Here is a 23,231-nt window from a genome sequence, read left to right as displayed (position 1 = left end):
AATTTGAAGCTATTTTAGTCTTTTACCATATAGCTTTTACCAAGTGTTAAGAAAATATCAACATTTTTTAGCTTTAGCTTTCTTAAGTTTTACGGCAATTTATGCACAGGAACCTGCTGCCATTTCTCTAGGCTCTTTCTTCCAACAACCTGATCTTGTTTACTACGATGCATTAGAAGATCAATATAAAAATATTTGGTTATCTACAGATAATGGACTTTATAAATTTGACGGTAATTCGTTTAAGGAGTATGCGACTTCAGCACAAAAAAGTAACGCATTTTTTTCTTTAAAAGAGATAAATAATGCTGTTTGGATGGTTAATCTATACGGTCAGTTATTGAAAACTGAAAATGATTCGCTTAAAGTGGTTACCAACTTAACACCATATCTTAAAGGCAAATTGGCTCAGATAAACGCATTAGGCAACTTACTTTATATTTCCTCTCAAAATGGTTTATTAACATTTAATAAAGAAAATAAACAGCTTCGGGTTATCAATCAAGAAAACATATTAACTACTTGGCAAAACCCAGAAACAAAAGCTGTTTATTACATAAATCATCAAGATGAATTTAAAAAGGTTACCAAAGACCGAGTTGAAGTTCTTTATCAAGATCCTGAAGGAAACCGAAAAGAAAAATACAATTATCAAATTTTTCAATTGAATAAAACTATTTACCATTCATATTTAGAAGAAAATAATCAACGTGTTTTAAAAAAGTGGGATGCTAAAATAAAGAAATTTGAGATTATTAATTTTCTACCACAATATGAAGGTGTACATATTTACACCCATTTTTTTAAAGATCAAAAAAAAATATTAGGAACAAACCAAGGTATTATTGAAGTCGATCGAAATTTTAAAATTACCAAAACTTATTTTACTGATTATTCTATAACTAAAATTTTAGAAGATTTTCAAGGCAATACATGGATAACCACACTTAAAAATGGAGTATTTATTATTCCGCAAAATCATTTTAACAAGTTAAATCTCCAACTAAATCAAGAAACGGTTAATGCTTTTACCCTTGTGGATAACCATCAACTTATTATTGGTACAAGTAAAGGTAAAATATTAATTAATGATCAACATTTACATGGTAGAAAGACTATACATCTTCCTCAACAAAATCCAATTGTAAAGATTTTACATTTAACAAATACCAATCAGCTATTAATAAGTCAAGATAATTTAAGTTCATATACGGTAGACCTCAATAATTATAGAGTAAAATCTATAAAAGGATATTGGAGTGCTAAAGATTTGGTGAATATTAAAAATGGATTTTTAAATTTATCGTACAGAGCAGCTTTTTACAGCCAAACGCCCAATTATGAGAAGGCTACTTTATTAAAAGACAAAAGAGCTGTTACCGCTTATTATGATGAAAAAAATGAACGTTTTTTTATTTCTTATATCGATGAGTTGGTAGAATATGATAGAGATTTTAATGAAAAAACGATTACCTACAAAAACGAATCTGTATTAGCTACTTCATTCACACAAATAGGAAACCAAATTTATATAGGTACGCGGCAAAAAGGAATTTTAAAATATGAAAATGGTATTATATCTACATTTTTAAATGCTCAAAATAAATTAGCTCACAATACTATTTTAGATATAAAAGCTTTCCAAAATCAATTATGGATTCTCACTAAAAATGGAGTGCAAAAATATAATACTCATCAAAAAGTATTTACAGATAATTATAAATACAACTACAATCAGCTTAACCTCAAAAAACTACTTATTTTCAATGAACAAATAATTATTTCTGGTAATGAAGAATTAATTTTAATACCCTTAAGCAGAAAAAACAAAAACCACCAAAAGCTTCCTCCAGCACCTATCTTTCAAAAACTTACTACAGTAGATACCACATACCTCACGGCAGAAAATCTTCAACTAGGACACAATCAAAAAAATATAAATATTAGCTTTCAAGCTCCTGGCCTACAAATTTCGGAACCCTACAACTATAAATACAGATTATCTAATTTATCTACTAAATGGGAAGAAACTACGACAGGAATAAACAATTTAAATTTCAGCTATTTACCATCCAACACATACGATCTTGAAATTAAAACAATAAATACAGAGGGATTAGAAAGTAAAGAAAGCCTCTGTATCAATTTTGAGATAGAGACTCCTTTTTGGCAAAAAACATGGTTTTATTTCTGTATTGCATTTACATTAATTGCTATCATTCTTATTGCTTTCAAAATATTTATATCTAGAAAGAATAAGAAACAAGCGAAACAATTAATTGCTTTAGAAAATAAGAAAAAAATGAGCGAGTTACGTCTAGAAAATATTCGTTCACAAATGAATCCGCACTTTATATTTAATGCTCTTAACGCAATACAAGATTATATACTTTCTAATGAAAAAAAACTAGCAAGCTCTTATTTAGTTAAATTTTCTAGACTTATAAGAATGTATTTAGAACACAGTCAAAAAAACTTTATAACACTTGCAGAAGAACTTGAAGCTTTAAAAATATATATTGAATTAGAAAAAATTAGAATTGAAGAAAGCTTTGACTTTAGTTTAAAAATTTCAGAAAATATTCAGCCTCAAAAAATTAAAGTTCCTTCATTATTTATACAACCCTATATAGAAAATGCTATAAAACACGGACTTTTACATAAAAAAGGAAATAAATCTCTAAACATTAGTTTTGAAAAAGAAAATCAGTTGATCATTTGTAAAATTATAGATAATGGTATTGGTGTAGAGAATTCTAAAATTATCAATAAAAGAAATTATAGTAAGCATAAATCTTTTGCGCTAAGTGCAAATGAAGAACGCATTAATCTTTATAATCGTTTAAAAGATTATAATATAGAAATTAGTATTGTCAATTATACAGAGAGCAAAGAAAACCCTGGTACAATTGTTAGCTTAAAAATACCCATAAATCTTAAATGAAAGCAATAATCATAGACGACGAGCCTAGAGCTAGAAATCTTCTACAAAAAATGTTAGCCGAGATAAATAATATTTCCTTAGAAGTTTTTACGGCTAAAAACTTATTAGAAGGTATAGCATTAATAGAAAAAGAACAACCTAAACTTGTTTTTCTAGATATAGAAATGCCAGAACACTCAGGTCTAGAAATTTTTAATTTTATAAAAGCTCCTGTAAACTTTAAAATAATTTTTACCACCGCTTATAACCAATATGCTATTGAAGCTTTTAAACAAAATGCAGTAGATTATTTATTAAAACCTATAGATATAGATGAGCTTGAAAAAGCGGTTGAAAAAGCACAAAAGTTAATTTCTAGCGAACGATTAACTCATCAAATAGAAGATTTATCTAAAGCGCTACAAAAAATTGCTATAAATAAAATTGCATTAGAAGTACCTAAAGGGATTTTATTTGTAGCTCACGACGATATTCTTTATTTTGAAGCAGATGGAATGTATACCAATGTATTTCTTAAAAATGGAGATAAAAAACTTATTTGTAAACCATTAAAAATCTTTGTTGAACAATTACAAGAAGAGGATCTCTTTTTTAAGTGTCACAGATCGTATTTGGTAAACCTACAATACGTAGTCGAGTTTTCTAGAAAAGATGGTGACCAGTTAATTATGAGCAATCAAAAATCGGTTCCTATTTCTAAATCTAATAAAGAAAATTTTTTAAAAGTAGTACAGCAAATTTTTGGATAAAAAATAAAGAGGCCAAACATTCCTGTTTGACCTCTCACCCCTACGAATTATAAAACTACCCTTACTCTATTCAGTCGCACGGTGTGATAGAGTAATAAGTTTCAAGATCTTTATTCCATCCATCTGTTGGCGTAAAATCTTCATCAATTACAATACAAGCTAAACTAAAGTTACCTTGTGCTTCCATTCTTGTAAAACTAGCGTTATTACCATTGGCTACATTTAAACTTAATAAGTCGTTTGTATGCACTTTTAAGTCTTCTAATGCTGGCAACATACTTATATCTAAATTTTCTATAGAATTACTTTCTAAAAGTACTTGTCTTAATTTTGTATTAGACGATAAGTCTATAGTAGATATACTATTATTAAATGCAGTTAATACTTCTATATTTTTAAGAGCTTCAATTCCAGTTAAATCTTCTATCTCTTGATTACTTATCAATAAGTTACCCTCAAAAGCTTCTGCTTCAGCATAACTTATCTCTTCATCTTCATTAGTATTTATGGAAGTGTTTTCTAACAAGGCTGATTTAAAATTAGCATCAGGAATGTTTACATAAACTTCAACTATATCTTCACTACTGTTACTATCATCGTCGCTAGAACAAGCGTAAAAACTTACTAAGGCAAGTGTTGAAAGGACTAAAACTGTTTTTTTCATTTTTTATAATATTTATGGTTTAGTATTATTACAATCTATATATTGACCGTAAGGCATCTGGCCGTGGATTACTCCTCCAAAAGTGGTATTACTATAGCTACTACCATTGTATTGTTGTTTTAGTAAATAGCCTTGTAGTTTACACTTACCACTTCTTAATTTTTCAGTAAAGGTTCCTTTAATCCATCTATACAAAGGTCTCCCTGTTACTTTATGATGTACAATATTCCAATCGTTAGATTCAATATTTACATGAATTAGCTCTCCGCCATCTTTTACTACCACTTTATTAATTTCTGTTTTGGCAAAATTCTTCAAGCTAGAATCACTATTTAATTTTCCTGCAGCTGGAATTTTAATACTTGCCAAATCTGCTTTGGCAGCAGCATCATAATTAGCTTTAAGTTTGGTTTCCATTTCTACAGCTATTTTTTTCGATGCTTCTTTGGTATAGTTTGCTAGTTTTTCTTCTGGAGCAATTACATTCATGATATACAAATCTTCTAAAACAATGTAAGAAGGTACATTATAAGCGTGACCACCTACTTGTTGCCCTGCATATAAAATAAAAACATCTTCTTCTACTTTCAACATTCTGCTTAAAATAGGTCCGGTAATACCTATCTCTAATTGTTGATTAGGATCTGCTGGATGCTTAACAATGTAAGATCCGTTAGTCATCTCATAAACACGTGTACCGCCAATAGCAAAACCATCTAACACCTTAGGAGATATAAAAACTAACCAAGAATATTCTAAATCATAATCGGGTTGTATAACTACGGCGTGTCCTTGCTCTAACTCACCTTCTTTATAATTTGCCCCTGTTACCATATGCGTAGTATGTGCATATACCGAACCCATTGGGTCTAAAAATTTTAGACTCGTAGTAACATTACCTGCTTCTTCTGTATATGGACTCCCAGGTACACTGCCTGGCATTTTACTAGCACTACCTGATGGTCCTGAAGAAGAATTGGTAGTGGTACTGGCTTCTTTTTTTACAACATTTTTAGCTGCGTTTTTAACTTTATTTTTTAGCATTTTACCAAACTGTGCTTGGGTAGAAATACTGTAAAACAAGCTAATAGCCAACATTATTAAACTTAATTTGATTTTCATAATAGATTGGTTTAAATACAAAAGCACATACTACCCCACCAGTATGCGCTTTTATAAATGATTAATTTTTAATAATTCTCTTTACAGCACGATTACCTTGAGAAAGAATCTCTGCAAAATAAATACCGCTAGGTAAGTAACTTACATCTATAGTTTGAGTAGAAGAAGTTGCTACTTTTTTACCTAAAGTGTTGTAAATAGTAACTTTCTCTACCATAAAAGCTGCATCTATATGAAGAACATCTTGTACTGGATTTGGATAAACAGAAAAGCTCTCTAATGTATTTTGTTCTGTACTTAAAGTACAAGTAGTATAACCATAAATGGTGTTAGGGTCTTTATCTGAATCTATAGTCCAAGAAATACCTGGGCTTGTGGCAGGAGGCGTAAAACCATTATCTAATTGCACACAAGAAAGATTAGGACAATTAGTTGCTAAAAATTGATAGATTGAAGCATTATTGGCGTTAGCCATATTTATAATTTGTAAGTTAGCGTTATCTGAAACATACAGAGAGCCTAAAGATGGTAGCATCGAAACATCTACACTAGAGAAAAGATTATCTTGTAGCTCTAAGTGATATATGTTTGGATTATTTGTAAGATCCAAAGAAGTTAAATCGTTATCTCCTACATACAATTGTGAAAGTACCGGGTTGTTAGATAAATCTATACTGGTAAGATTATTTTCTACTAATTTTAAACTTGTAAGCTGAGCTAATGAAGAAAGATCTATAGAAGTAAAGCTATTAGTATTTGCCTCTAATTCTTCTAAAACGGTATTGCTAGAAAGATCTATGGTACTAAGATTGGTATTATTTACTTTTAGTTTTTCTAAATTAGTAAAACTACTTACATCTATACTTCCTAATGGATTATCACTCAAATAAGCAATGGTAACGGTTGATGTATTAGGTAAGATTAAACTAGAGGCAGTTAAATTATTAGAATCTAAAGCAAACCTAGTTAAATTAGTTTGATTGCTTAAATCTAAACTGCTTAGGTTATTTTGGTGCAAGTTTAACATTTCAATAGCTGTATTATTACTTAAATCTATCGTTGTTAATTGGTTAAGTCCTGCCAAAAAATTGACCAAGTTAGGATTGTTAGAAATATCTAACGTGCTTAGCTGATTGTTTGATAAGTTTAAAACCTCTAAATTTACGTTGGTACTTAAATCTATAGAGGCAAGACTTAGCGTATAATCTGCTCCTAATGAGGTAAGATTGGTAAGTCCTGTTACATCTAAGGTTGTTAACGGGTTTAAACCTATTGCAATTTTAGTTAAAGCTGTATTAGCAGTAAAATTGGCAAAACTAATATTATTATTAGGCAAGAATACTTCCGTAATATTTGGGAAAGCCTCTAAACCGGTTAAATCTGAAATAGTTAAATTAGGAGCAGAAATTATCCCCGTATAAGCATTCGCTTCAGGATAGCTAATTTCTCCATCTCCATTGGTATTTATTCCTGTGTGACTAATTAAAACATTTTTTAAATCTGGATCGGGAATGTATACATTTTGAGCAAAAAGGCTAGCACTAGCTAGGCAGAATAAAGAAAGTAATGTTCGTTTCATAGTTTGAGTATTATTTATTAAACACCCAAATTTCTATAAATCAACACTTAAAACGCTTACTGACTTTCTAAATACCACTAATTACTTGCTGAATGAAACCTATATTTTTTTAAATGATAATATCAACCTATTCTTAAACCATTTTCAATTTGAGCTTCGGGTTGTATTAAAGTAATCTCATCTCCATCAACAGCTCCCATTACTAAACATTCACTCATAAAATTGGCGATTTGTTTTTTAGGAAAATTAACCACCGCGATGGTTTGTTTACCTACTAAATCTTCTTTAGCATAGCGTTTTGTAATTTGTGCCGAAGTTTTTCTAATCCCAATTTCTGCCCCAAAATCAACTTTAAGTTGGTAGGCTGGTTTTCTAGCTTTAGGAAAATCGTTTACCTCTATGATAGTACCCACACGCATATCTACTTTTTCAAAATCACTCCAAGTTATTTCTTTCATCTTTTTTAAGTTTTGCATTAGGGATTGCAGCGGCATCTTTCTTTCTCGCTTTTTTTTGCGAGATAGAAAATACAGCGGAAAGCCCGACCTGCTTTTTTTTTAAGCAGGAATGCCCAAATAGTTTTAATTTTTATTAAATTTAAAATTAAAGAAAAGATATGAAACTAGAGTCTTCTCAAATAAAATTAGGTGAAAAAGCACCCGATTTTTCTCTGTTAGATGCCAGCACCAATAACCTTTATAGCTTAGCCGATATACAGGGGGAAAAAGGAACGGTCATCATGTTTATTTGTAACCACTGTCCGTTCGTAAAACACGTGGCAGATGAATTAGTAAGACTAGCTAATGATTACCGAGTTTTAGGTTTTGGTTTTGTAGCGATTTCTAGTAACGACGCCAAACAATATCCAGCAGACGGCTTAGAACATATGTGGTTATTCGCCAGAAAATATCATTTTACATTCCCCTATTTGTATGATGAGAGTCAGCGTGTTGCTAAAAAATATAAGGCTGTTTGCACCCCAGATTTCTACGTTTACAACGCTTCCGCGGAATTGGTTTATCACGGACAGTTAGACGATTCTAGACCTCAAAATGGAATTGCCGTCAACGGAAGAAGTGTGCGAGAAGTATTAGATGCTCTTTTTAATAGCAGGCCTATACCTCAGCTTCAAAAGCCTAGTGTAGGCTGTAGTATAAAATGGAAATAAAAAAGCTACTCTAGAAGAATAGCTTTTTTAATAAGGTAATTGTATTTTAAATAGTGAATTAAGCTTTCACCAACTCTACATCAAAGATTAAAGTTGCATTTGGAGGAATTACACCACCAGCTCCTTGCGCTCCATATCCTAAATGAGACGGAATTACAAACGTTGCTTTATCTCCTTCGTTTAATAACATAACTCCTTCATCCCATCCTGCGATTACATGACCCATTCCTACTGGAAATTGTATAGGTTGATTTCTTTTAAAAGATGAATCAAATACAGTCCCATCGGTTAACATTCCTTTATAATGTACAGAAACGTTGCTTCCTTTATTTGGTTTTGATCCTTTACCTTCTTGCGTGATTTTATAATGTAAGCCGCTATCGGTTTTTGTCATCCCTTCGGTTAGTGACTTCATTTTTTCTTCTTCTTGTTTTTTCGCTTCAGCTTCTCTTTCTGCCTTAGAAGCATTAAATTTTTCAAAAGCAGCTTTTGCGTCAAAGCTCTCAGCTTCTTCCCCTACTCTTTCTATACTTAATTTTTCAATTTTATCTCCCTGCTGAATTTTATCTACAATTTCTTTTCCTTCTACTACTTTCCCAAAAACAGTATGCTTACCGTCTAACCAAGGTGTAGGTACGTGAGTGATAAAAAACTGACTTCCGTTAGTTCCTGGTCCTGCATTTGCCATAGATAAAATCCCTGGCTCATCGTGTTTTAGATTTGCATGAATTTCATCCTCAAATTGGTAACCAGGTCCTCCTGCTCCGCTACCTTTAGGATCTCCTCCTTGAATCATAAAATCTTCTATCACACGGTGAAACTTAAGTCCGTCGTAATACGGTGTTCCTTCCGCTTTAGCGTCATTTTTGATTTTTCCTTCAGCAAGTCCCACAAAATTCCCCACAGTACCGGGAGTTTTATCATGGGTTAACTTAACTAAGATGTCTCCTTTATTGGTCGTAAATTTAGCGTATAATCCGTTTTCCATAGTAATTGTTTTATTAAAAGTCCAAAGATAAGTTGTTCTTAGGGCTTTTCCTAAAAAGAAAAACCTGACTTCTAAAACTATTAGAAATCAGGTTTTTGTATTCAATATTATTTTTTTTTCTAATTGGCTACTTCGCTCATAAATTTAATGCGATACAAACGTAGATCTTCATCTTCGTAATCGCCATCAAATTCTTCCATAGCCTCTTCGATACCATCAGTTTCTGCTTCTAAAAAGTAATCGTGTAATTCTTCTTGTTGCTCTTCATCAAAAAGTTCGTCTATCCAATACGAAATATTTAGTTTGGTACCACTATAAACAATAGCCTCAACTTCTTTTATAAAATTTTTCATTTCCATACCCTTAGAAGAAGCGATATCGGGTAAAGGAAGTTTTCTATCTACATTTTGAATGATATATAGTTTTAATCCGCTGTTAGCTCCAGTAGATTTAACGATCATATCATCTGGACGAAGAATATCATTTTCTTCTACATAATTAGAGATAAGCTGAATGAATTCTTTCCCGAATTTTTTAGCTTTTCCATCTCCTACCCCGTGAATATTACTCAATTCTTCTAACGTAATAGGGTATTTTGTAGCCATATCTTCTAAAGAAGGATCTTGAAAAACCACAAATGGTGGAACTTCTTTTTTCTTAGCTACCTTTTTTCTCAAATCTTTGAGCATTTTCATGAGTCGCTCATCTGTTGCTCCTCCAGATTTTGTTGAAATTATATTCTTAGTATCTGTTTGGCTATCGTAACTATGATCTTCTGTCATCATAAAAGAGACAGGATTTTTAATATACTCTTTCCCCTTTTCAGTAATTTTTACTACTCCGTAGGTTTCGATATCTTTCTTTAAATAACCAGCAACTAATACTTGGCGGATAAGAGCCATCCAAAAAGGAGCGTCCTTGTATTTACCTTTTCCAAAAAGAGCAATCTCATCGGTTTTATGCGATTTAATGAGCGCATTAGATTTTCCGATAAGGGTATTTACTACTTCTTTAGATTTATAGAGTTGATTGGTCGTTTTTACAGTTTTTAAAAGCAATTCTACTTCGGGTTGAGCTTCAATTTGCTTTTTGGGATTCTGAACGTTATCATCCATATCTACCCCATCTTCTTTTCCGCCGTTAAATTCTTCGCCGAAATAATGAAGTATAAATTTTCTACGCGACATCGATGTCTCTGCATAAGCCACTACTTCTTGTAATAACGCGTGACCTATTTCTTGTTCGGCCACGGGTTTACCGCTCATAAATTTCTCGAGTTTCTCAATGTCCTTATAAGCGTAAAAAGCTAAACAATGTCCTTCGCCTCCATCTCGTCCTGCTCTACCGGTTTCTTGGTAATAACTTTCTATACTTTTTGGAATATCATGATGGATCACAAAACGAACGTCGGGTTTATCGATTCCCATCCCAAAAGCAATGGTTGCCACTACGACATCTACATCTTCCATTAAGAACATGTCTTGATGCTTGGCTCTAGTTTTAGCGTCTAAACCTGCATGATAGGGAACGGCCGAAACTCCATTTACTTGTAGGGTTTGTGCCAATTCTTCTACTTTTTTCCGACTTAAACAGTAGACAATCCCGCTTTTTCCTTCATTTTGCTTCACAAAACGAATGATATCGGCATCTACATTGGCTGTTTTTGGTCTTACCTCGTAGTAAAGATTGGGTCTATTAAAGGAAGCTTTAAAGGTATTAGCATTCGTGACTCCTAAGTTTTTAAGAATATCTTCTTGAACTTTAGGGGTTGCTGTTGCTGTAAGCGCTATAATAGGTATATTATCTCCTATTCGCTTTATAATACTTCTTAAGTTTCTATATTCTGGTCTAAAATCATGACCCCATTCGCTAATACAATGTGCTTCGTCTATGGCTAAAAAAGAGATTTTTTCTCCACGTAAAAACTCCACATTCTCTTCTTTGGTAAGAGATTCGGGCGCTACATAAAGCAATTTAGTGATTCCTTCAGAGATATCTTTTTTAACCTGCTTAATTTCAGTCTTGTTTAAAGAACTGTTAAGCACGTGGGCTATACCGTGTTCGGAAGAAATTCCGCGTAAAGCATCTACTTGATTTTTCATAAGAGCAATTAAAGGAGAAACTACAATAGCAGTACCTTCATTAATCAACGCAGGTAATTGATAACACAACGATTTTCCACCACCCGTAGGCATGATGACAAATGTGTGTTCCTTAGCTACTATACTCTTAATTACTTCTTCTTGTAATCCCTTAAATTGGCTAAAGCCAAAATATTTCTTTAATTCTTGATGTAAATCGATTTCTGACAAACTGATTATTTAATGTTACAATTTTACATACCTTTGTTACACTAAAGATACATTTTTCTTTAGTACCTACAAATTCAAATTTAAAATTTTAAATGCAAGCATCCAACATACTTTCTGTCGCTAGAGATACGATTTCTAATGAAGCAAAAGCCGTTGAAAAACTTCAAGATTATTTAAATGATGAATTTGCGCATGCGGTTCAACATATCTATAACTCCAAAGGTAGGGTAATTATTACAGGAATTGGCAAAAGTGCTATTATTGCTACCAAAATTGTGGCTACTTTAAACAGTACGGGCACTCCTGCTATTTTTATGCACGCTGCAGATGCTATTCACGGAGACTTAGGAACAATTTTAAAAGATGATACAGTAATATGTATTTCTAAAAGTGGGAATACTCCCGAAATTAAAGTCTTAGTCCCTCTTATCAAAAATTTTAAAAATACCTTGATTGGTATCACAGGAAATAAGGATTCTTTTTTAGGAAAGCAATCTGACTATGTATTAAATGCGTATATCGATAAAGAAGCATGTCCTAACAATCTTGCGCCTACTACTAGTACAACGGCACAATTGGTATTAGGAGACGCGTTAGCCGTTTGCCTATTGCACCTAAGAGGTTTTTCTAGTAAAGATTTTGCTAAGTATCATCCGGGTGGGGCTTTAGGAAAAAAATTATATTTAAGAATAAGTGATATTACTTCAGAAAATCAAAAACCACAGGTGACTCCTAATACTTCTATCAATAAAGTAATTATAGAAATTTCAGAAAAAATGCTGGGTGTTACTGCTGTGATTGAAAATGAAGAAATTGTTGGGATCATAACCGATGGAGATATTCGTAGAATGCTCACAAAGAATGAAGATTTTTCTCAGCTAAAAGCTAAAGATATTATGGGAGCTTCTCCCAAAACAATCGACAATCATGCGATGGCGGTAGATGCCATGGACATTTTGGAAGAGAACGGAATATCACAATTAATTGCTAAAGACAATAAAGGAAAGTATGCAGGTATTGTACATTTGCACAATCTTATAAAAGAAGGAATTATATAAGCCTATGGCAAAGAGAGAAGCTAAAAACCCTGAAGAAATGTCTTTTCTAGATCATCTAGAAGATTTAAGATGGCATTTAATTAGATCGACCCTAGCCATTGTAATTGCCGGCGCAGTTGCTTTTATCGCTAAAGACTTTATATTCGGAATACTTTTTGGCCCTAAAGATCCTAATTTTATTACGTATAGGGTTCTATGTAATATCGCTTCTTCTATGGGAATGGATGAGAGTTTTTGTTTTACTGAAATTCCTTTTAGAATACAAAGTAGGCAAATGGCAGGGCAGTTTAGTGCACATATATGGACTTCTATTACCGCTGGATTTATTGTAGCTTTTCCTTATGTACTGTATGAATTTTGGCGTTTTATATCTCCTGCACTACATGCTAATGAGAAGAAAGCTTCTAAAGGTTTTATTTTTATAGCCTCTTTCCTATTCTTTTTAGGAGTGCTTTTTGGTTATTATGTAATTTCTCCTCTATCTATTAACTTTTTAGGAACTTACCAGGTGAGTGAAGAGGTTTTTAATGATATTGATTTAAGTAGTTATTTTGGTTTAGTAAGAGCTTCTTCATTAGCTTGTGGGGTGATTTTTGAACTTCCTATTATTATGTTTTTACTAACAAAAATAGGACTAGTAACTCCAGAAATACTTAGAAAATATAGGAAATTTGCTTTGGTAGGCGTCTTAATTATCTCAGCTTTAATTACTCCTCCAGATATTGCGAGCCAAATTATAGTAGCTATTCCTGTGATGATTTTATATGAAGTGAGCATTTACATCTCTGCTTTTGTAATAAGAAAAGAAAGAAAAAAAGAAAAATCAATTGCTAAAAATTAAGAAATGAGTGATCAAGTAGATGAGTTTAATGCTTATCGCCAAAAGATGAATGATAAGATTCTTGGAGAAAACAATAAGGTTTTAAAAAGAATTTTTAATCTAGACACGAATGCTTTTACTGAAGGCGCTCTAGATAAACAAACAAAAGAATTATTAGGCTTAGTAGCTTCTTTAGTATTGCGTTGTGATGACTGTGTAAAGTATCATTTAGAATCTAGTCACAGTAGCGGAATGTCTAAAGATCAAATTATGGAAACCTTAAGTATTGGTACACTAATTGGTGGTACCATTGTAATTCCACATTTAAGAAGAGCTTACGATTACTGGGAGACTTTAGAAGCTAAAAAAATCCAGTAAAAAAATTAAAAAATATGAAACTAAGAGCAGATCATCTAATGAAAGCCTATAAAGGCCGAAAGGTTGTTAAAGGCATTTCAGTAGAGGTTAATCAAGGTGAAATTGTTGGTTTATTAGGTCCTAATGGTGCTGGAAAAACCACCTCTTTCTATATGATAGTCGGACTTATTAAACCAAATAGCGGTAATATTTATTTAGATAAAACTGATATTACTAAATACCCTATGTACAAAAGAGCTCAACATGGGATTGGCTATTTGGCACAGGAAGCTTCTGTTTTTAGAAAATTAAGCATTGAAGATAACATCATGAGTGTATTGGAGCTCACTAAACTTTCTAAAAAGGAACGAGAAGCAAAAATGGAAAGCCTCATCGATGAATTTAGTTTAGGTCATATAAGAACCAATCGAGGTGATTTGCTTTCTGGAGGGGAACGTAGAAGAACAGAAATTGCAAGAGCTTTAGCTACAGATCCAAAGTTTATTTTATTAGATGAACCCTTTGCTGGTGTAGATCCCGTGGCTGTTGAAGATATTCAACGCATTGTAGCCCAATTAAAAAATAAAAATATAGGTATTTTAATTACTGACCATAATGTACAAGAAACTCTAGCGATTACCGACAGAACCTATCTTATGTTCGAAGGAAATATTCTTAAACATGGTCAACCTGAAGAATTAGCTTCAGATGAAATGGTGAGAAAAGTATATCTAGGGCAGAATTTTGAACTCCGTAAAAAGAGAATTTTCGATTAAAGTATATCAATAAACTAAATTAAGCATAGAAGTATGGGGGACTTATAAAGTCCCCTTTTTTTATTTGAAAATAAAATCAAAACTTTTACTTAAATTTCTATTATAGTATAACATAAGTTCACACTATTACATTCTTTAGAATTTCAAACATCATAGGCTCTCACCCCGATAAATATTGACCCTAATGATGCCAAATTATTTTAGGGTTTCCTTCCGAAATTTTACTCTTTAAAATATTCAATATACTACAAGAGTTTAACCTTACATAAATCAAGAAAGTCTTTAATAATCCTTTCTTAGAAGTTTTGCTCCTATAAGTTAAGAAATTACAGTAACCTATTTACAAATTTTCACAGAACACCTGTTAGTCATAGTCTTAACTATAAAATATTTATGAAACTCTATAGTTTGCTCTTCTTTCTTTTATAAAATCAAACTTAAGAGTTATTCTCTTTTACACCGCAAATTGACGCAATAAAACTACAGGTTTAACATGTTGATTTTTTAAAATTTTAAATAAAAAATTTTAGCAAAAAATCCTTTCATAGATAAACAATACAAAAGTTGTTTAATCTTCACTTTAAAGCATCTTACCGAACCAAAATGCACTTTCGACTAGTAATCAATCCTTTATAAACCGTTAAAAACTAAATTAGCTATTACATTATAAATTTAATCGACAATACCATACACCAAACCCGGTTACACTACTAAATGACTAGTTTTTAATTAAATAAAAGAATATAATTAAACCCTCACAAAAATAATATTCTTATATTTTAACAATAAAATAACTTTTAAAACCGATTAAGGTGTAATTTTGTCGATAATAAACAAGTGCTATACTTGATTAAAAATGTTAAATATGAAAAAAAGATTACAACACAAGAAATGGGGAATAACCTCAATTTTATCACTTCTAATGTTATTTAGTTTTGGTTATGCCCAAGCTCAATACACAAAAGCTAATACGGTAGCTGCGGAAACAAATGTAAGTGCATCTGGAAACGCGGTAGACAATACTACCTTACCTTCAACAGATACGAGAGGGGATTTGACCACTTTTGCTATCTTAAACGCTACAACCGCAAGTACTTCTTCATCAATAGATTTAGAGTTTGACACCAATGTCCCTGCCAACAGAACCACTTTTGTACGTATAAGTATAGATCCTACTTCCACCAATTCTAATTTTTTACAAGCATTAGTTGCAGGTACACTTGGCGTATCTGGAGAAATAATAGCTCCCGTCATAGATCTAGATCACATCCTAAGTATAGAAATTTTAAATGGTACCACAAGTTTATTTCTAGGAAGTTCTTCAGATAACTTTAATTTAGCCAGTATAACTGGAAATAAGAATATCGAAGTAGTACAAGATAGTGAAGGTAATTACTATTTAGCGATATATAGTGATGTACAATTTTCTAATATAGTGATTACCAACAATGGTCCAGCTACAATAGTTTCAGGTAACAATTTCAATTTAAATGTCCATGGTGCTTTTTATAGAAATAACACTGCTAACTGTAACACACCTGTTTATACTTCTTGGGATGGATCGGGTTTAGCAAGCGTTAGTCTCCTAACTAGTCCTGCCGAAAACATAAGTAACTTTATTGATGGAGATCTCTCTACGTTTTCAAATTTAACCACAGGAACAGTAGGTGTAGCCGCTACAACTACCCAAACAGTTTACCTTGAAGGTTTATCTACTAGCTCAGACAGCTATCATATTACTTTAAGGTTGCCCACGGGGCTACTATCAGTAGGAGTAGCACAAAATATTACTTTAGCAGGTTATGAGGGTAATACATTTAAAAATAGTATTTCTTTATATCAATTATTAGATCTAAACCTTCTTAATTTAGAAAATAATGAAAAAGTTAGTGTATTATATAGCCCTGGCGCTTCAATAGATAATATTAGGATCAGTATTTCTTCTTTAGTAGGAGCTAGTTTACTCTCGGGGTTAGAATTATATGAAATTTCTAAAAACACAACACTGGTTACCACTAATTATGCAACAGGCATTGCTCCTGAATCTGTGGGTATTAATTATGAGGCTACCTTAAACGGAAGTTTAGAAAATGATTCATGTTTAGATTCTTTTGGGTTTGAATATAGTACCACTCCTAATTTTGCTGCTGGAACAGTATCTGTTAGTTCAGGCCCTGGATTTGCAGCTAATTACTCTGAAAATATTTCGGGATTGCTCCCCAATACCACTTATTATTACCGAGCTACAGCGACCTCTACCATAAATGGAACGAGCACGCAACTGTACGGAAATATCTATAGCTTTTATACAGGAGATATCATTTGGAACGGTACAGCTTGGAGTAATGTCACCGGTCCAGATGCTACAGACAATGGAATCGCTACCATAAATGGCGATTACAATACAGATACACACGGCAGTCTAGAAGTACACGATTTGACCATTAACTCACCCTATATTTTAACAGTAGAAAACACCAATTCTTTTACCCTTAGCGGAAGTATTACTGCCCCAGACGGAAGTATTGATGCAAGTGATGGTGAGATCATCTTTGTAGGAACAGATAATATAGTTCTTGATGGAGATCTGTTAGTCGATAAAGATGGTATTGCCGATAACAGAAACGGACATCAAATTGATAAAGTTCAAGTAAATACTACTGGTGGAGCTGAACTAGAAGTACTTAATGAAGTAGAAGTGATGACTAACTTAAATTTAGCCACCGAAGGTATTTTAGCTTTACAAGATGATGCTGAAATCATTTTTAATAGTGATGCTAATGGCACTGCGTTCTTTGGTGAAGTTGGCGGAGTGTGTACTTCTTCAAGAATTACTTACGGTAATAATTCAGGAGTCACAGTGGAACGCTACATCCCCGCAGGTTCTACCGACGGAGGTACGGTAGCTGTAAGAGCTTATCGCATGCTTACTTCTGCTGTAGATGCAGGAACGATAAACTCTAACTGGCAAGAAGGAGATATTGACACACAGTATAATACAGGATCTAATTCTTTAGGTAATATTGTAGGGTTTGGCACTCATATTACAGGAGGTAGTAACGCTAATGGCTTTGATTATAATGCTACAGGCAACCCTAGTGCTTTTACCTATAACAATCAAGCTCAAACTTGGAGCGCCCTAGCCAATACAAATGCTACCAATTTAAACGTAGGTGATCCTTATTATATTAATATTAGAGGAGATCGTACCTTAGATATGAGCACCAATGCTCCCGATCCTATAAGTACAACTATAAGAACTAAAGGAACTTTAAAATTATGCGATAGTGATTTAACTGCTGCAACCTTAGCAGATGGAAACGAAGAGTTCAGCTTTTTTGGAAACCCATACCAAGCTCCAGTAGATATGAACGAAGTATTAACAAATACAGGAACCAGCGAAATAAATCCTAATTTCATTTGGGTATGGGATCCTAATTTAGCCACTAAAGGAGCTTATGTGGTGGTAAATGTTACCAATAATAACATAAGTAATCCTAGTAGTAATGTAAATCGCTTTCTACAAGCAGGTCAAGCCATCTTTGTGGCTAATGTATCTTCAGTGACTGGTTCTCCAAATCTAAGTTTTGAAGAAAACGATAAAAATGTAGAAGAAGATAATTTGGGTGTATTTAGACCTTCTGGAGCATCATACGCTTTAAATATTCTCTTAAAAAGCGGAGCTAACACTTTAGATGCTGCAGTAATTGATTTTAGCGATGATAATAATAACGCAGTCAACGATTATGATGCTAAGAAATTAGGAAATTCAGATGAAAACTTAGCGCTAGTAAACGGCTATCATTTCTTAAGCATAGAACAAAGAGATATTCCTGTAAATTTAGAAGAAATACCATTATATGTAGGCTCGTATAGACATCAAGATTATCAATTCTTAATCAATTGGGAAGGGATTCCTAATATGCAGGCTTATCTTGTAGATAATTATTTACAAACTTCTACAGCTTTAGTTGCAGGAGAGAATGTATTTAATTTTAGTGTAGATGAACAAATTGCAGCAAGTGTAGAAACTGATAGATTTAAAATAACTTTTGAAGATAGCAGCTTAGCTAGCAATACGGTTAAAGCTAATGGGTTTAGCCTATATCCTAATCCAATAAACAATGGCGTACTAAATATCTCTAATCCCAACTATACAGGAGAAATGGAAGTTTCTATCTTTAATAATGTCGGACAGTTGATGATTAAGAAATCACACACCGCTATTACTGGAAACACAAGCATCAATATGAGCCAACTGGCTGCAGGTGTTTATTTGGTAAAAGTAACCACAGAAAACACCACATTCACTAAGAAAATTGTAAACCCCTAAAAATTGATTTCTATGAAAAAATATATCAAGAATATTATATGCAGTATAGCTCTTTTAGGATGTTTCGCTATAAGTTTCGCACAATTTCCAAGTGGAACTCCTGGAATCCCTGATGAAGACCCTATAGATAATCCAGCTGCTCCAATCGATGACTACATTCCTTTTGTGCTAATCTTAGGCGCTGGGATAGGTGCATATAGTCTTAGTCTAAAAAAGAAAAAAGCCACTGATTTTTAATTATAAAATTGTTTTAATACACAAAACCCGCTTAGATATGGTCTAAGCGGGTTTTTTAATCACCTAAATGTAACATATTTTTTACTTTTTGTAAAAAATATGTTACATTTATAAAAACTAAAAGATATAATTTTATGAAATCGACTTATTTATTTCCTTATCAAATAAAGAAACTTAGTGGTTTTATTTTTATCATTTGCTTTTGTGTATTGCTAGTGACGACTTTAATGGATTGGGTTCCTTCTAGTTTTAACTTCCCCATGTTTGCAATTGCTTCTACTGAATTTTTAAAAGATGCGACCTACTTTAGTTGGATTGAAACCAACGTGTGGTACGACCTATTGACTATCCTAGTGATTATAAGCGGTATTTTATTCGCTTTCTCCAAAGAGAAGACAGAAGACGAGTATATATCTAAGCTAAGATTAAGCGCTTTGGTTAAGGCTGTATATTGCAACTATTTTATTCTTATTCTTGCCATATTTTTCATTTACAATTTGGCATTCTTTAGCGTTTTAGTTTTAAATATGCTGAGTACCTTAATCTTATTTATCTTCTTCTTTCAGAGAGAATTAATTTCCGTAAAGCGAAATAACTCATGAAAAATTTCATTAAAATTCAGCGAACTATTAAAGGTTTAACACAAGCGGCCTTAGCGGAAAAAGTAGAAGTTACCAGACAGACCATTAATGCAATTGAGCTAGAAAAATACTCACCCTCTGCCGTGCTTGCTCTAAAGTTAGCCGTAGTATTAGAAGTTAAAACAGATGAACTGTTTCAATTGGAGGAAAAAGATTGGTACTAATACCAAATAAAAAATTAATATCGTAATTAAATTGACTTAACCTCTAGCCGCAAAAATTTTCATGTGAAAGTTACTCCCTAAGTTTCTAGCAAAATATTTAGCTTTATCGGCTAGTTCTCCTTCAAAATAGGTGTCTATGGTTTCGAACCAAAGGTTAAGCCATACTCCAAAATGTTTTGCTTCGATGCTGCTATTAAATTTTTGGTCAACTTTAATATGAGCATACCCAGGTCTTCCTGAAAATTTATTGACCTTAAACAAATTACTTTCCCAAAAATCTGTCAACTTTTCAAGGTGTTCTTCCCAATCTTGAATAGTTTCATTAAAAAAATAACCTATATCTTCATTTAACCTAACCTTATCATAAAATTTAGTAACAAGTAGCTTAATATCTTTTCTCTCTTTTATTAATTTTAAATTATTCATCTATTTTTAGATTTATAATTAATATAAATATTCTTATGTACAAAATAACACTTATTTTTTTACTTATTTTCTTTAAACTCAGCTATAATTTTGCACAAATTACAAACTTAAAATACAAAGTGATCTATAAAGATAAAGAGGTTGGAACTTTAGATGCCATTAAACGAACAAATGATTCTATAACTTTTTATCAAAATAAAACAGAAATTGACACTCGAATTATTACTAAAATTAAGTTAGAGTACGATTATGAAATCACTTTTAAAAATGGCTTATTAAATAAAGCTATTGTACAAATAGAACTAAATGGTAAGTCTAGGAAAAACTCGAAAACGATTTTAAAAAAAAATAAATATCATTACTATGAAGATGAAGACTTAAGTCTCCTAATATCTGAAAATATAAATTACACAGCTGCAATGCTTATGCTTGAAGAGCCTATAGGCATTAAAAATGTTTACTCAGAAGAAAATGGAACGTTTCATAGTCTCAAAAAAGTAAAGAAACATATCTATGAAAAGAAAGGTGAAAAAAATAGAATCAACACCTATATCTATGAAAATGCTGTCTTAAAAAAAGCTATTATTAATGCAGGAATTATCGAATTTCAAGTAGAGTTGATTGATAATTAAAAACCCCAATAATAAATAATTGGGGTTTAATTTTATTTTTTTTTAATTTTTAGAATGATGTAGAAATATTTAAAGTATAACCTGTATTTTCAGGCACAAATCTACAAACACCCCCAACACATACTAAGCCTCCTCTTTGTCGCCCATAGTTTGCCGCAATTCTCCAAGCCCCAAAACGATAAGCTCCTCCAAAATTATAATAATGATTTTTTTCTGCTTCTTTATGAGTTCCATAATTGTAAATGTCCCATACATAAAAAGAAAGGTTTCTATTTAAATTATATTCTAACGTCCCTCCTGCCCAATTTCTCCTATCTGCATCAGCCCAAAGATGTTCTAACTCTAACCTTAAAGATTGTTTTTCTCCAATTGACCATGTATTTTCTATTGCTAAAATATCGGCATTCACAACTTCACCTCCTTCTATAAGACTCTTATCATAATATTGATGGATAAAATATAGTCCAGATCGCCATCCGTCATTAAATCTTTTTTTAATTTCTATGTTATAATCTGCAAAATACTTTTGGGCTACTCCAAAAAACTCAGTATCATATTCCTGTGGGAAAAATTTATATTTTCCAGGTAAATTATACCAAGTAGCAACATTTAAGGCAACTTTAGTACCGTATTTACCACCTATAGTACTTCCTTTTTTGAAGTTATAAAAAATATCTATTTGACCACCTGTCTCACCAGATTTCATCTTATCTACATCTAAGTAACTTACACTTGCCTGAGCCTGATATACGTATATATTCGCAAGATTAGAATGATGTTGTTTAGTTAAGCCTGGTAAATAATTAAGTATTTTATCATTATAATTAAGACTTGTATTGTTGGCGTCTAAAATTTCTGGAACCCTTTCTGAATAGAACCCCATATTCTCTATACGTCTTAAGGTTACATCGACACCCAAACCACTTTTTGTATAACCAAAATTTAAAAGATATGCACTTCCAGGCTCTATAAAATCATTTCCTATTTCATTTTGCGCATCTAATACAGCATCTTCGGTTTTGTAATTTGCTTCTCCACTCGCGTAAAAAGAACCTTTATAATAATTAAAACGAAAAGCCATTGCATTAGTGAGTTCTGAAAATTTTGGGTTTTCAATATCAGTTTCTTCATATCTTCCTACATAAGAAACTCCAACCGACAGATCTGATGTTTCTAAATTAAGGTAATCTGTTAAGTAAAATTCTGAATCAAATCCAAATATATGACCATCAGAAACAGAGAAACCACTACGTTGTCTTCCGTAAAGCGCCTTTAAACTTATATTATTATTAGGTCTATAGACAATTCTACCTCCTCGCAAAGCATTATTTATACCTAGAGCTCTATCTTCCCAAGTTCTTAAAATTAAACCGCTACCAAACTGCTCATAAAAATACCCTCCGGTAATATCTAATTTTTCTGATTTATAATCTAAATAAAAAGTAGCTAAATCGGTTCCTTTATATTTAGGGTTATAATTTAATAAAGAGTTTTTTTCGTAAGCTTCTATCTGTATTCCTCCTGTTAACTTCCCGTAGTTATAATTTGCATTGATATAATTATTAGACCTGAAACGATCCTCAAACATAAAGTCTCCCAATTTAGGGTCATCTACATAATATTGTGAGTTTGATTCTACCCCTCCAAAAAACCTACCTTGGGTTTTGTTATTATCTTCTTCTTGAGCAATTGCTGAATACGGAAGTATACCAATAATCAACAGCAAATAGATTGTATTTTTAATCATTAAAGAGCTTTTATTTTTTCAAACAATTCTTCTTCTCCTCCTTCGACATATCCATTATGGACATACTCTACTTTTTGATTTTTAACTACAATTACGTGAGGAATATTATTAATTTGAAGTGCTCTTTTTAATTCCTGATTAGTATCTAGTAATATTTCATATTTCCAAGATTTCCCATTAACTAAAGGTTTTATTCTTCTCATTGTACGAGAGTCATCAATTGAAATTGCGACCACTTCAAAATCGACCTCTTCTTTCCATTCAGAATAATTTTCTTTAATGGCCTCTAATTCATTTATACAAGGTGCACACCAAGTTGCCCAAAAAGAAAAAACATATACTTTATCTGTTTCTGAATAATCTTTATATACATTTTTATAATTATTTTCCAAGTTCTTCAATTGAACATTTGGCATTTGAGATTGCGCTTGAGAATAAGTGGCTATTAAGCAACAAATGATGAAAGTAATTTTATTCATGAGATATTAATATTTTGTTAATAGCAAGCAAATAT

At 32.1% G+C, this 23,231-nt stretch carries 21 protein-coding genes; 12 read left to right on the top strand and 9 right to left on the bottom strand.

From position 1 onward, the window contains the following. Positions 1–43: 43 nt before the first annotated feature. Together LX95_RS10480 and LX95_RS10475 are read left to right on the top strand one after the other, a co-directional pair. Complete coding sequence (locus LX95_RS10480) at positions 44–2,944, top strand: sensor histidine kinase (protein ID WP_111541396.1); 2,901 nt, start codon at positions 44–46, stop codon at positions 2,942–2,944. Next, positions 2,941–3,693 (top strand): LytR/AlgR family response regulator transcription factor, encoded by a 753-nt coding sequence (locus tag LX95_RS10475; RefSeq protein WP_111541395.1) that lies wholly within the window; start codon positions 2,941–2,943, stop codon positions 3,691–3,693. Before LX95_RS10480 ends, LX95_RS10475 begins: the two co-directional genes overlap by 4 nt. Before the next feature lie 70 nt (positions 3,694–3,763). Here LX95_RS10475 and LX95_RS10470 read toward each other — a convergent pair whose 3' ends face one another. The 4 genes from LX95_RS10470 to LX95_RS10455 all read right to left on the bottom strand — a co-directional run bounded on the left by LX95_RS10470 (position 3,764) and on the right by LX95_RS10455 (position 7,516). Then, entirely contained in the window at positions 3,764–4,357 is a 594-nt protein-coding gene (locus LX95_RS10470; protein ID WP_111541394.1) for a leucine-rich repeat domain-containing protein, read from the bottom strand. A gap of 12 nt (positions 4,358–4,369) precedes the next feature. Next, positions 4,370–5,479 (bottom strand): hypothetical protein, encoded by a 1,110-nt coding sequence (locus LX95_RS10465; RefSeq protein WP_111541393.1) that lies wholly within the window; start codon positions 5,477–5,479, stop codon positions 4,370–4,372. A gap of 61 nt (positions 5,480–5,540) precedes the next feature. Further along, on the bottom strand, positions 5,541–7,058 hold the full coding sequence (locus LX95_RS10460) for a T9SS type A sorting domain-containing protein (protein WP_111541392.1): 1,518 nt from the start codon (positions 7,056–7,058) through the stop codon (positions 5,541–5,543). 122 nt (positions 7,059–7,180) lie between these two features. After that, positions 7,181–7,516, bottom strand: a complete 336-nt coding sequence (locus LX95_RS10455; RefSeq protein WP_111541391.1) for a tRNA-binding protein — start codon at positions 7,514–7,516, stop codon at positions 7,181–7,183. Positions 7,517–7,674: 158 nt separating this feature from the next. On the opposite strand from LX95_RS10455, the gene LX95_RS10450 reads away from it, so the two are divergent. After that, positions 7,675–8,226: a thioredoxin family protein gene (locus LX95_RS10450; RefSeq protein ID WP_111541390.1), complete on the top strand. Its 552-nt coding sequence runs from the start codon at positions 7,675–7,677 to the stop codon at positions 8,224–8,226. 58 nt (positions 8,227–8,284) lie between these two features. Here LX95_RS10450 and LX95_RS10445 read toward each other — a convergent pair whose 3' ends face one another. After that, positions 8,285–9,214, bottom strand: coding sequence for a peptidylprolyl isomerase (locus LX95_RS10445; protein WP_111541389.1), 930 nt, complete (start codon positions 9,212–9,214; stop codon positions 8,285–8,287). A gap of 119 nt (positions 9,215–9,333) precedes the next feature. After that, positions 9,334–11,532: a DNA helicase RecQ gene (gene recQ, locus LX95_RS10440; RefSeq protein WP_111541388.1), complete on the bottom strand. Its 2,199-nt coding sequence runs from the start codon at positions 11,530–11,532 to the stop codon at positions 9,334–9,336. An 86-nt stretch (positions 11,533–11,618) separates the two neighbouring features. On the opposite strand from recQ, the gene LX95_RS10435 reads away from it, so the two are divergent. The 8 genes from LX95_RS10435 to LX95_RS10400 all read left to right on the top strand — a co-directional run bounded on the left by LX95_RS10435 (position 11,619) and on the right by LX95_RS10400 (position 19,912). Beyond that, positions 11,619–12,584, top strand: coding sequence for a KpsF/GutQ family sugar-phosphate isomerase (locus LX95_RS10435; protein ID WP_111541387.1), 966 nt, complete (start codon positions 11,619–11,621; stop codon positions 12,582–12,584). A gap of 4 nt (positions 12,585–12,588) precedes the next feature. Further along, the gene (gene tatC, locus LX95_RS10430; RefSeq protein ID WP_111541386.1) at positions 12,589–13,425 is read left to right on the top strand and encodes a twin-arginine translocase subunit TatC; all 837 of its coding nucleotides are present in this window, start codon (positions 12,589–12,591) and stop codon (positions 13,423–13,425) included. A 3-nt stretch (positions 13,426–13,428) separates the two neighbouring features. After that, the gene (locus LX95_RS10425; RefSeq protein ID WP_111541385.1) at positions 13,429–13,782 is read left to right on the top strand and encodes a carboxymuconolactone decarboxylase family protein; all 354 of its coding nucleotides are present in this window, start codon (positions 13,429–13,431) and stop codon (positions 13,780–13,782) included. Between the two features lie 14 nt (positions 13,783–13,796). Further along, positions 13,797–14,537: an LPS export ABC transporter ATP-binding protein gene (lptB, locus tag LX95_RS10420; RefSeq protein WP_111541384.1), complete on the top strand. Its 741-nt coding sequence runs from the start codon at positions 13,797–13,799 to the stop codon at positions 14,535–14,537. Positions 14,538–15,402: 865 nt separating this feature from the next. Then, complete coding sequence (locus LX95_RS10415) at positions 15,403–18,870, top strand: T9SS type A sorting domain-containing protein (RefSeq protein WP_170116605.1); 3,468 nt, start codon at positions 15,403–15,405, stop codon at positions 18,868–18,870. Between the two features lie 12 nt (positions 18,871–18,882). Next, positions 18,883–19,107, top strand: a complete 225-nt coding sequence (locus LX95_RS10410) for a hypothetical protein (RefSeq protein ID WP_111541382.1) — start codon at positions 18,883–18,885, stop codon at positions 19,105–19,107. Positions 19,108–19,241: 134 nt separating this feature from the next. Then, a complete protein-coding gene (locus LX95_RS10405) occupies positions 19,242–19,709 on the top strand; it encodes a hypothetical protein (RefSeq protein WP_111541381.1) in 468 nt (155 codons plus the stop codon). Next, on the top strand, positions 19,706–19,912 hold the full coding sequence (locus tag LX95_RS10400) for a helix-turn-helix transcriptional regulator (protein ID WP_111541380.1): 207 nt from the start codon (positions 19,706–19,708) through the stop codon (positions 19,910–19,912). Before LX95_RS10405 ends, LX95_RS10400 begins: the two co-directional genes overlap by 4 nt. A gap of 36 nt (positions 19,913–19,948) precedes the next feature. Here the strand turns inward: LX95_RS10400 and LX95_RS10395 are convergent, their stop codons facing one another. After that, positions 19,949–20,338, bottom strand: coding sequence for a group III truncated hemoglobin (locus LX95_RS10395; protein WP_111541379.1), 390 nt, complete (start codon positions 20,336–20,338; stop codon positions 19,949–19,951). Between the two features lie 35 nt (positions 20,339–20,373). Here LX95_RS10395 and LX95_RS10390 point away from each other — a divergent pair, with 35 nt between their 5' ends. Next, positions 20,374–20,970: a DUF6134 family protein gene (locus LX95_RS10390; RefSeq protein WP_111541378.1), complete on the top strand. Its 597-nt coding sequence runs from the start codon at positions 20,374–20,376 to the stop codon at positions 20,968–20,970. A 49-nt stretch (positions 20,971–21,019) separates the two neighbouring features. Here the strand turns inward: LX95_RS10390 and LX95_RS10385 are convergent, their stop codons facing one another. Both LX95_RS10385 and LX95_RS10380 read right to left on the bottom strand, forming a co-directional pair. Beyond that, entirely contained in the window at positions 21,020–22,717 is a 1,698-nt protein-coding gene (locus tag LX95_RS10385) for a DUF6029 family protein (RefSeq protein WP_111541377.1), read from the bottom strand. After that, the gene (locus LX95_RS10380) at positions 22,717–23,196 is read right to left on the bottom strand and encodes a peroxiredoxin family protein (protein ID WP_111541376.1); all 480 of its coding nucleotides are present in this window, start codon (positions 23,194–23,196) and stop codon (positions 22,717–22,719) included. The genes LX95_RS10385 and LX95_RS10380 overlap by 1 nt, the downstream gene beginning before the upstream one ends. Positions 23,197–23,231: the final 35 nt, after the last annotated feature.

It is taken from the genome of Mesonia algae (genome assembly GCF_003253545.1).
Lineage (GTDB): Bacteria > Bacteroidota > Bacteroidia > Flavobacteriales > Flavobacteriaceae > Mesonia > Mesonia algae.
Note: the sequence above shows the minus strand (reverse complement) of the source record. Positions and strands in the feature narration are given on the sequence as shown.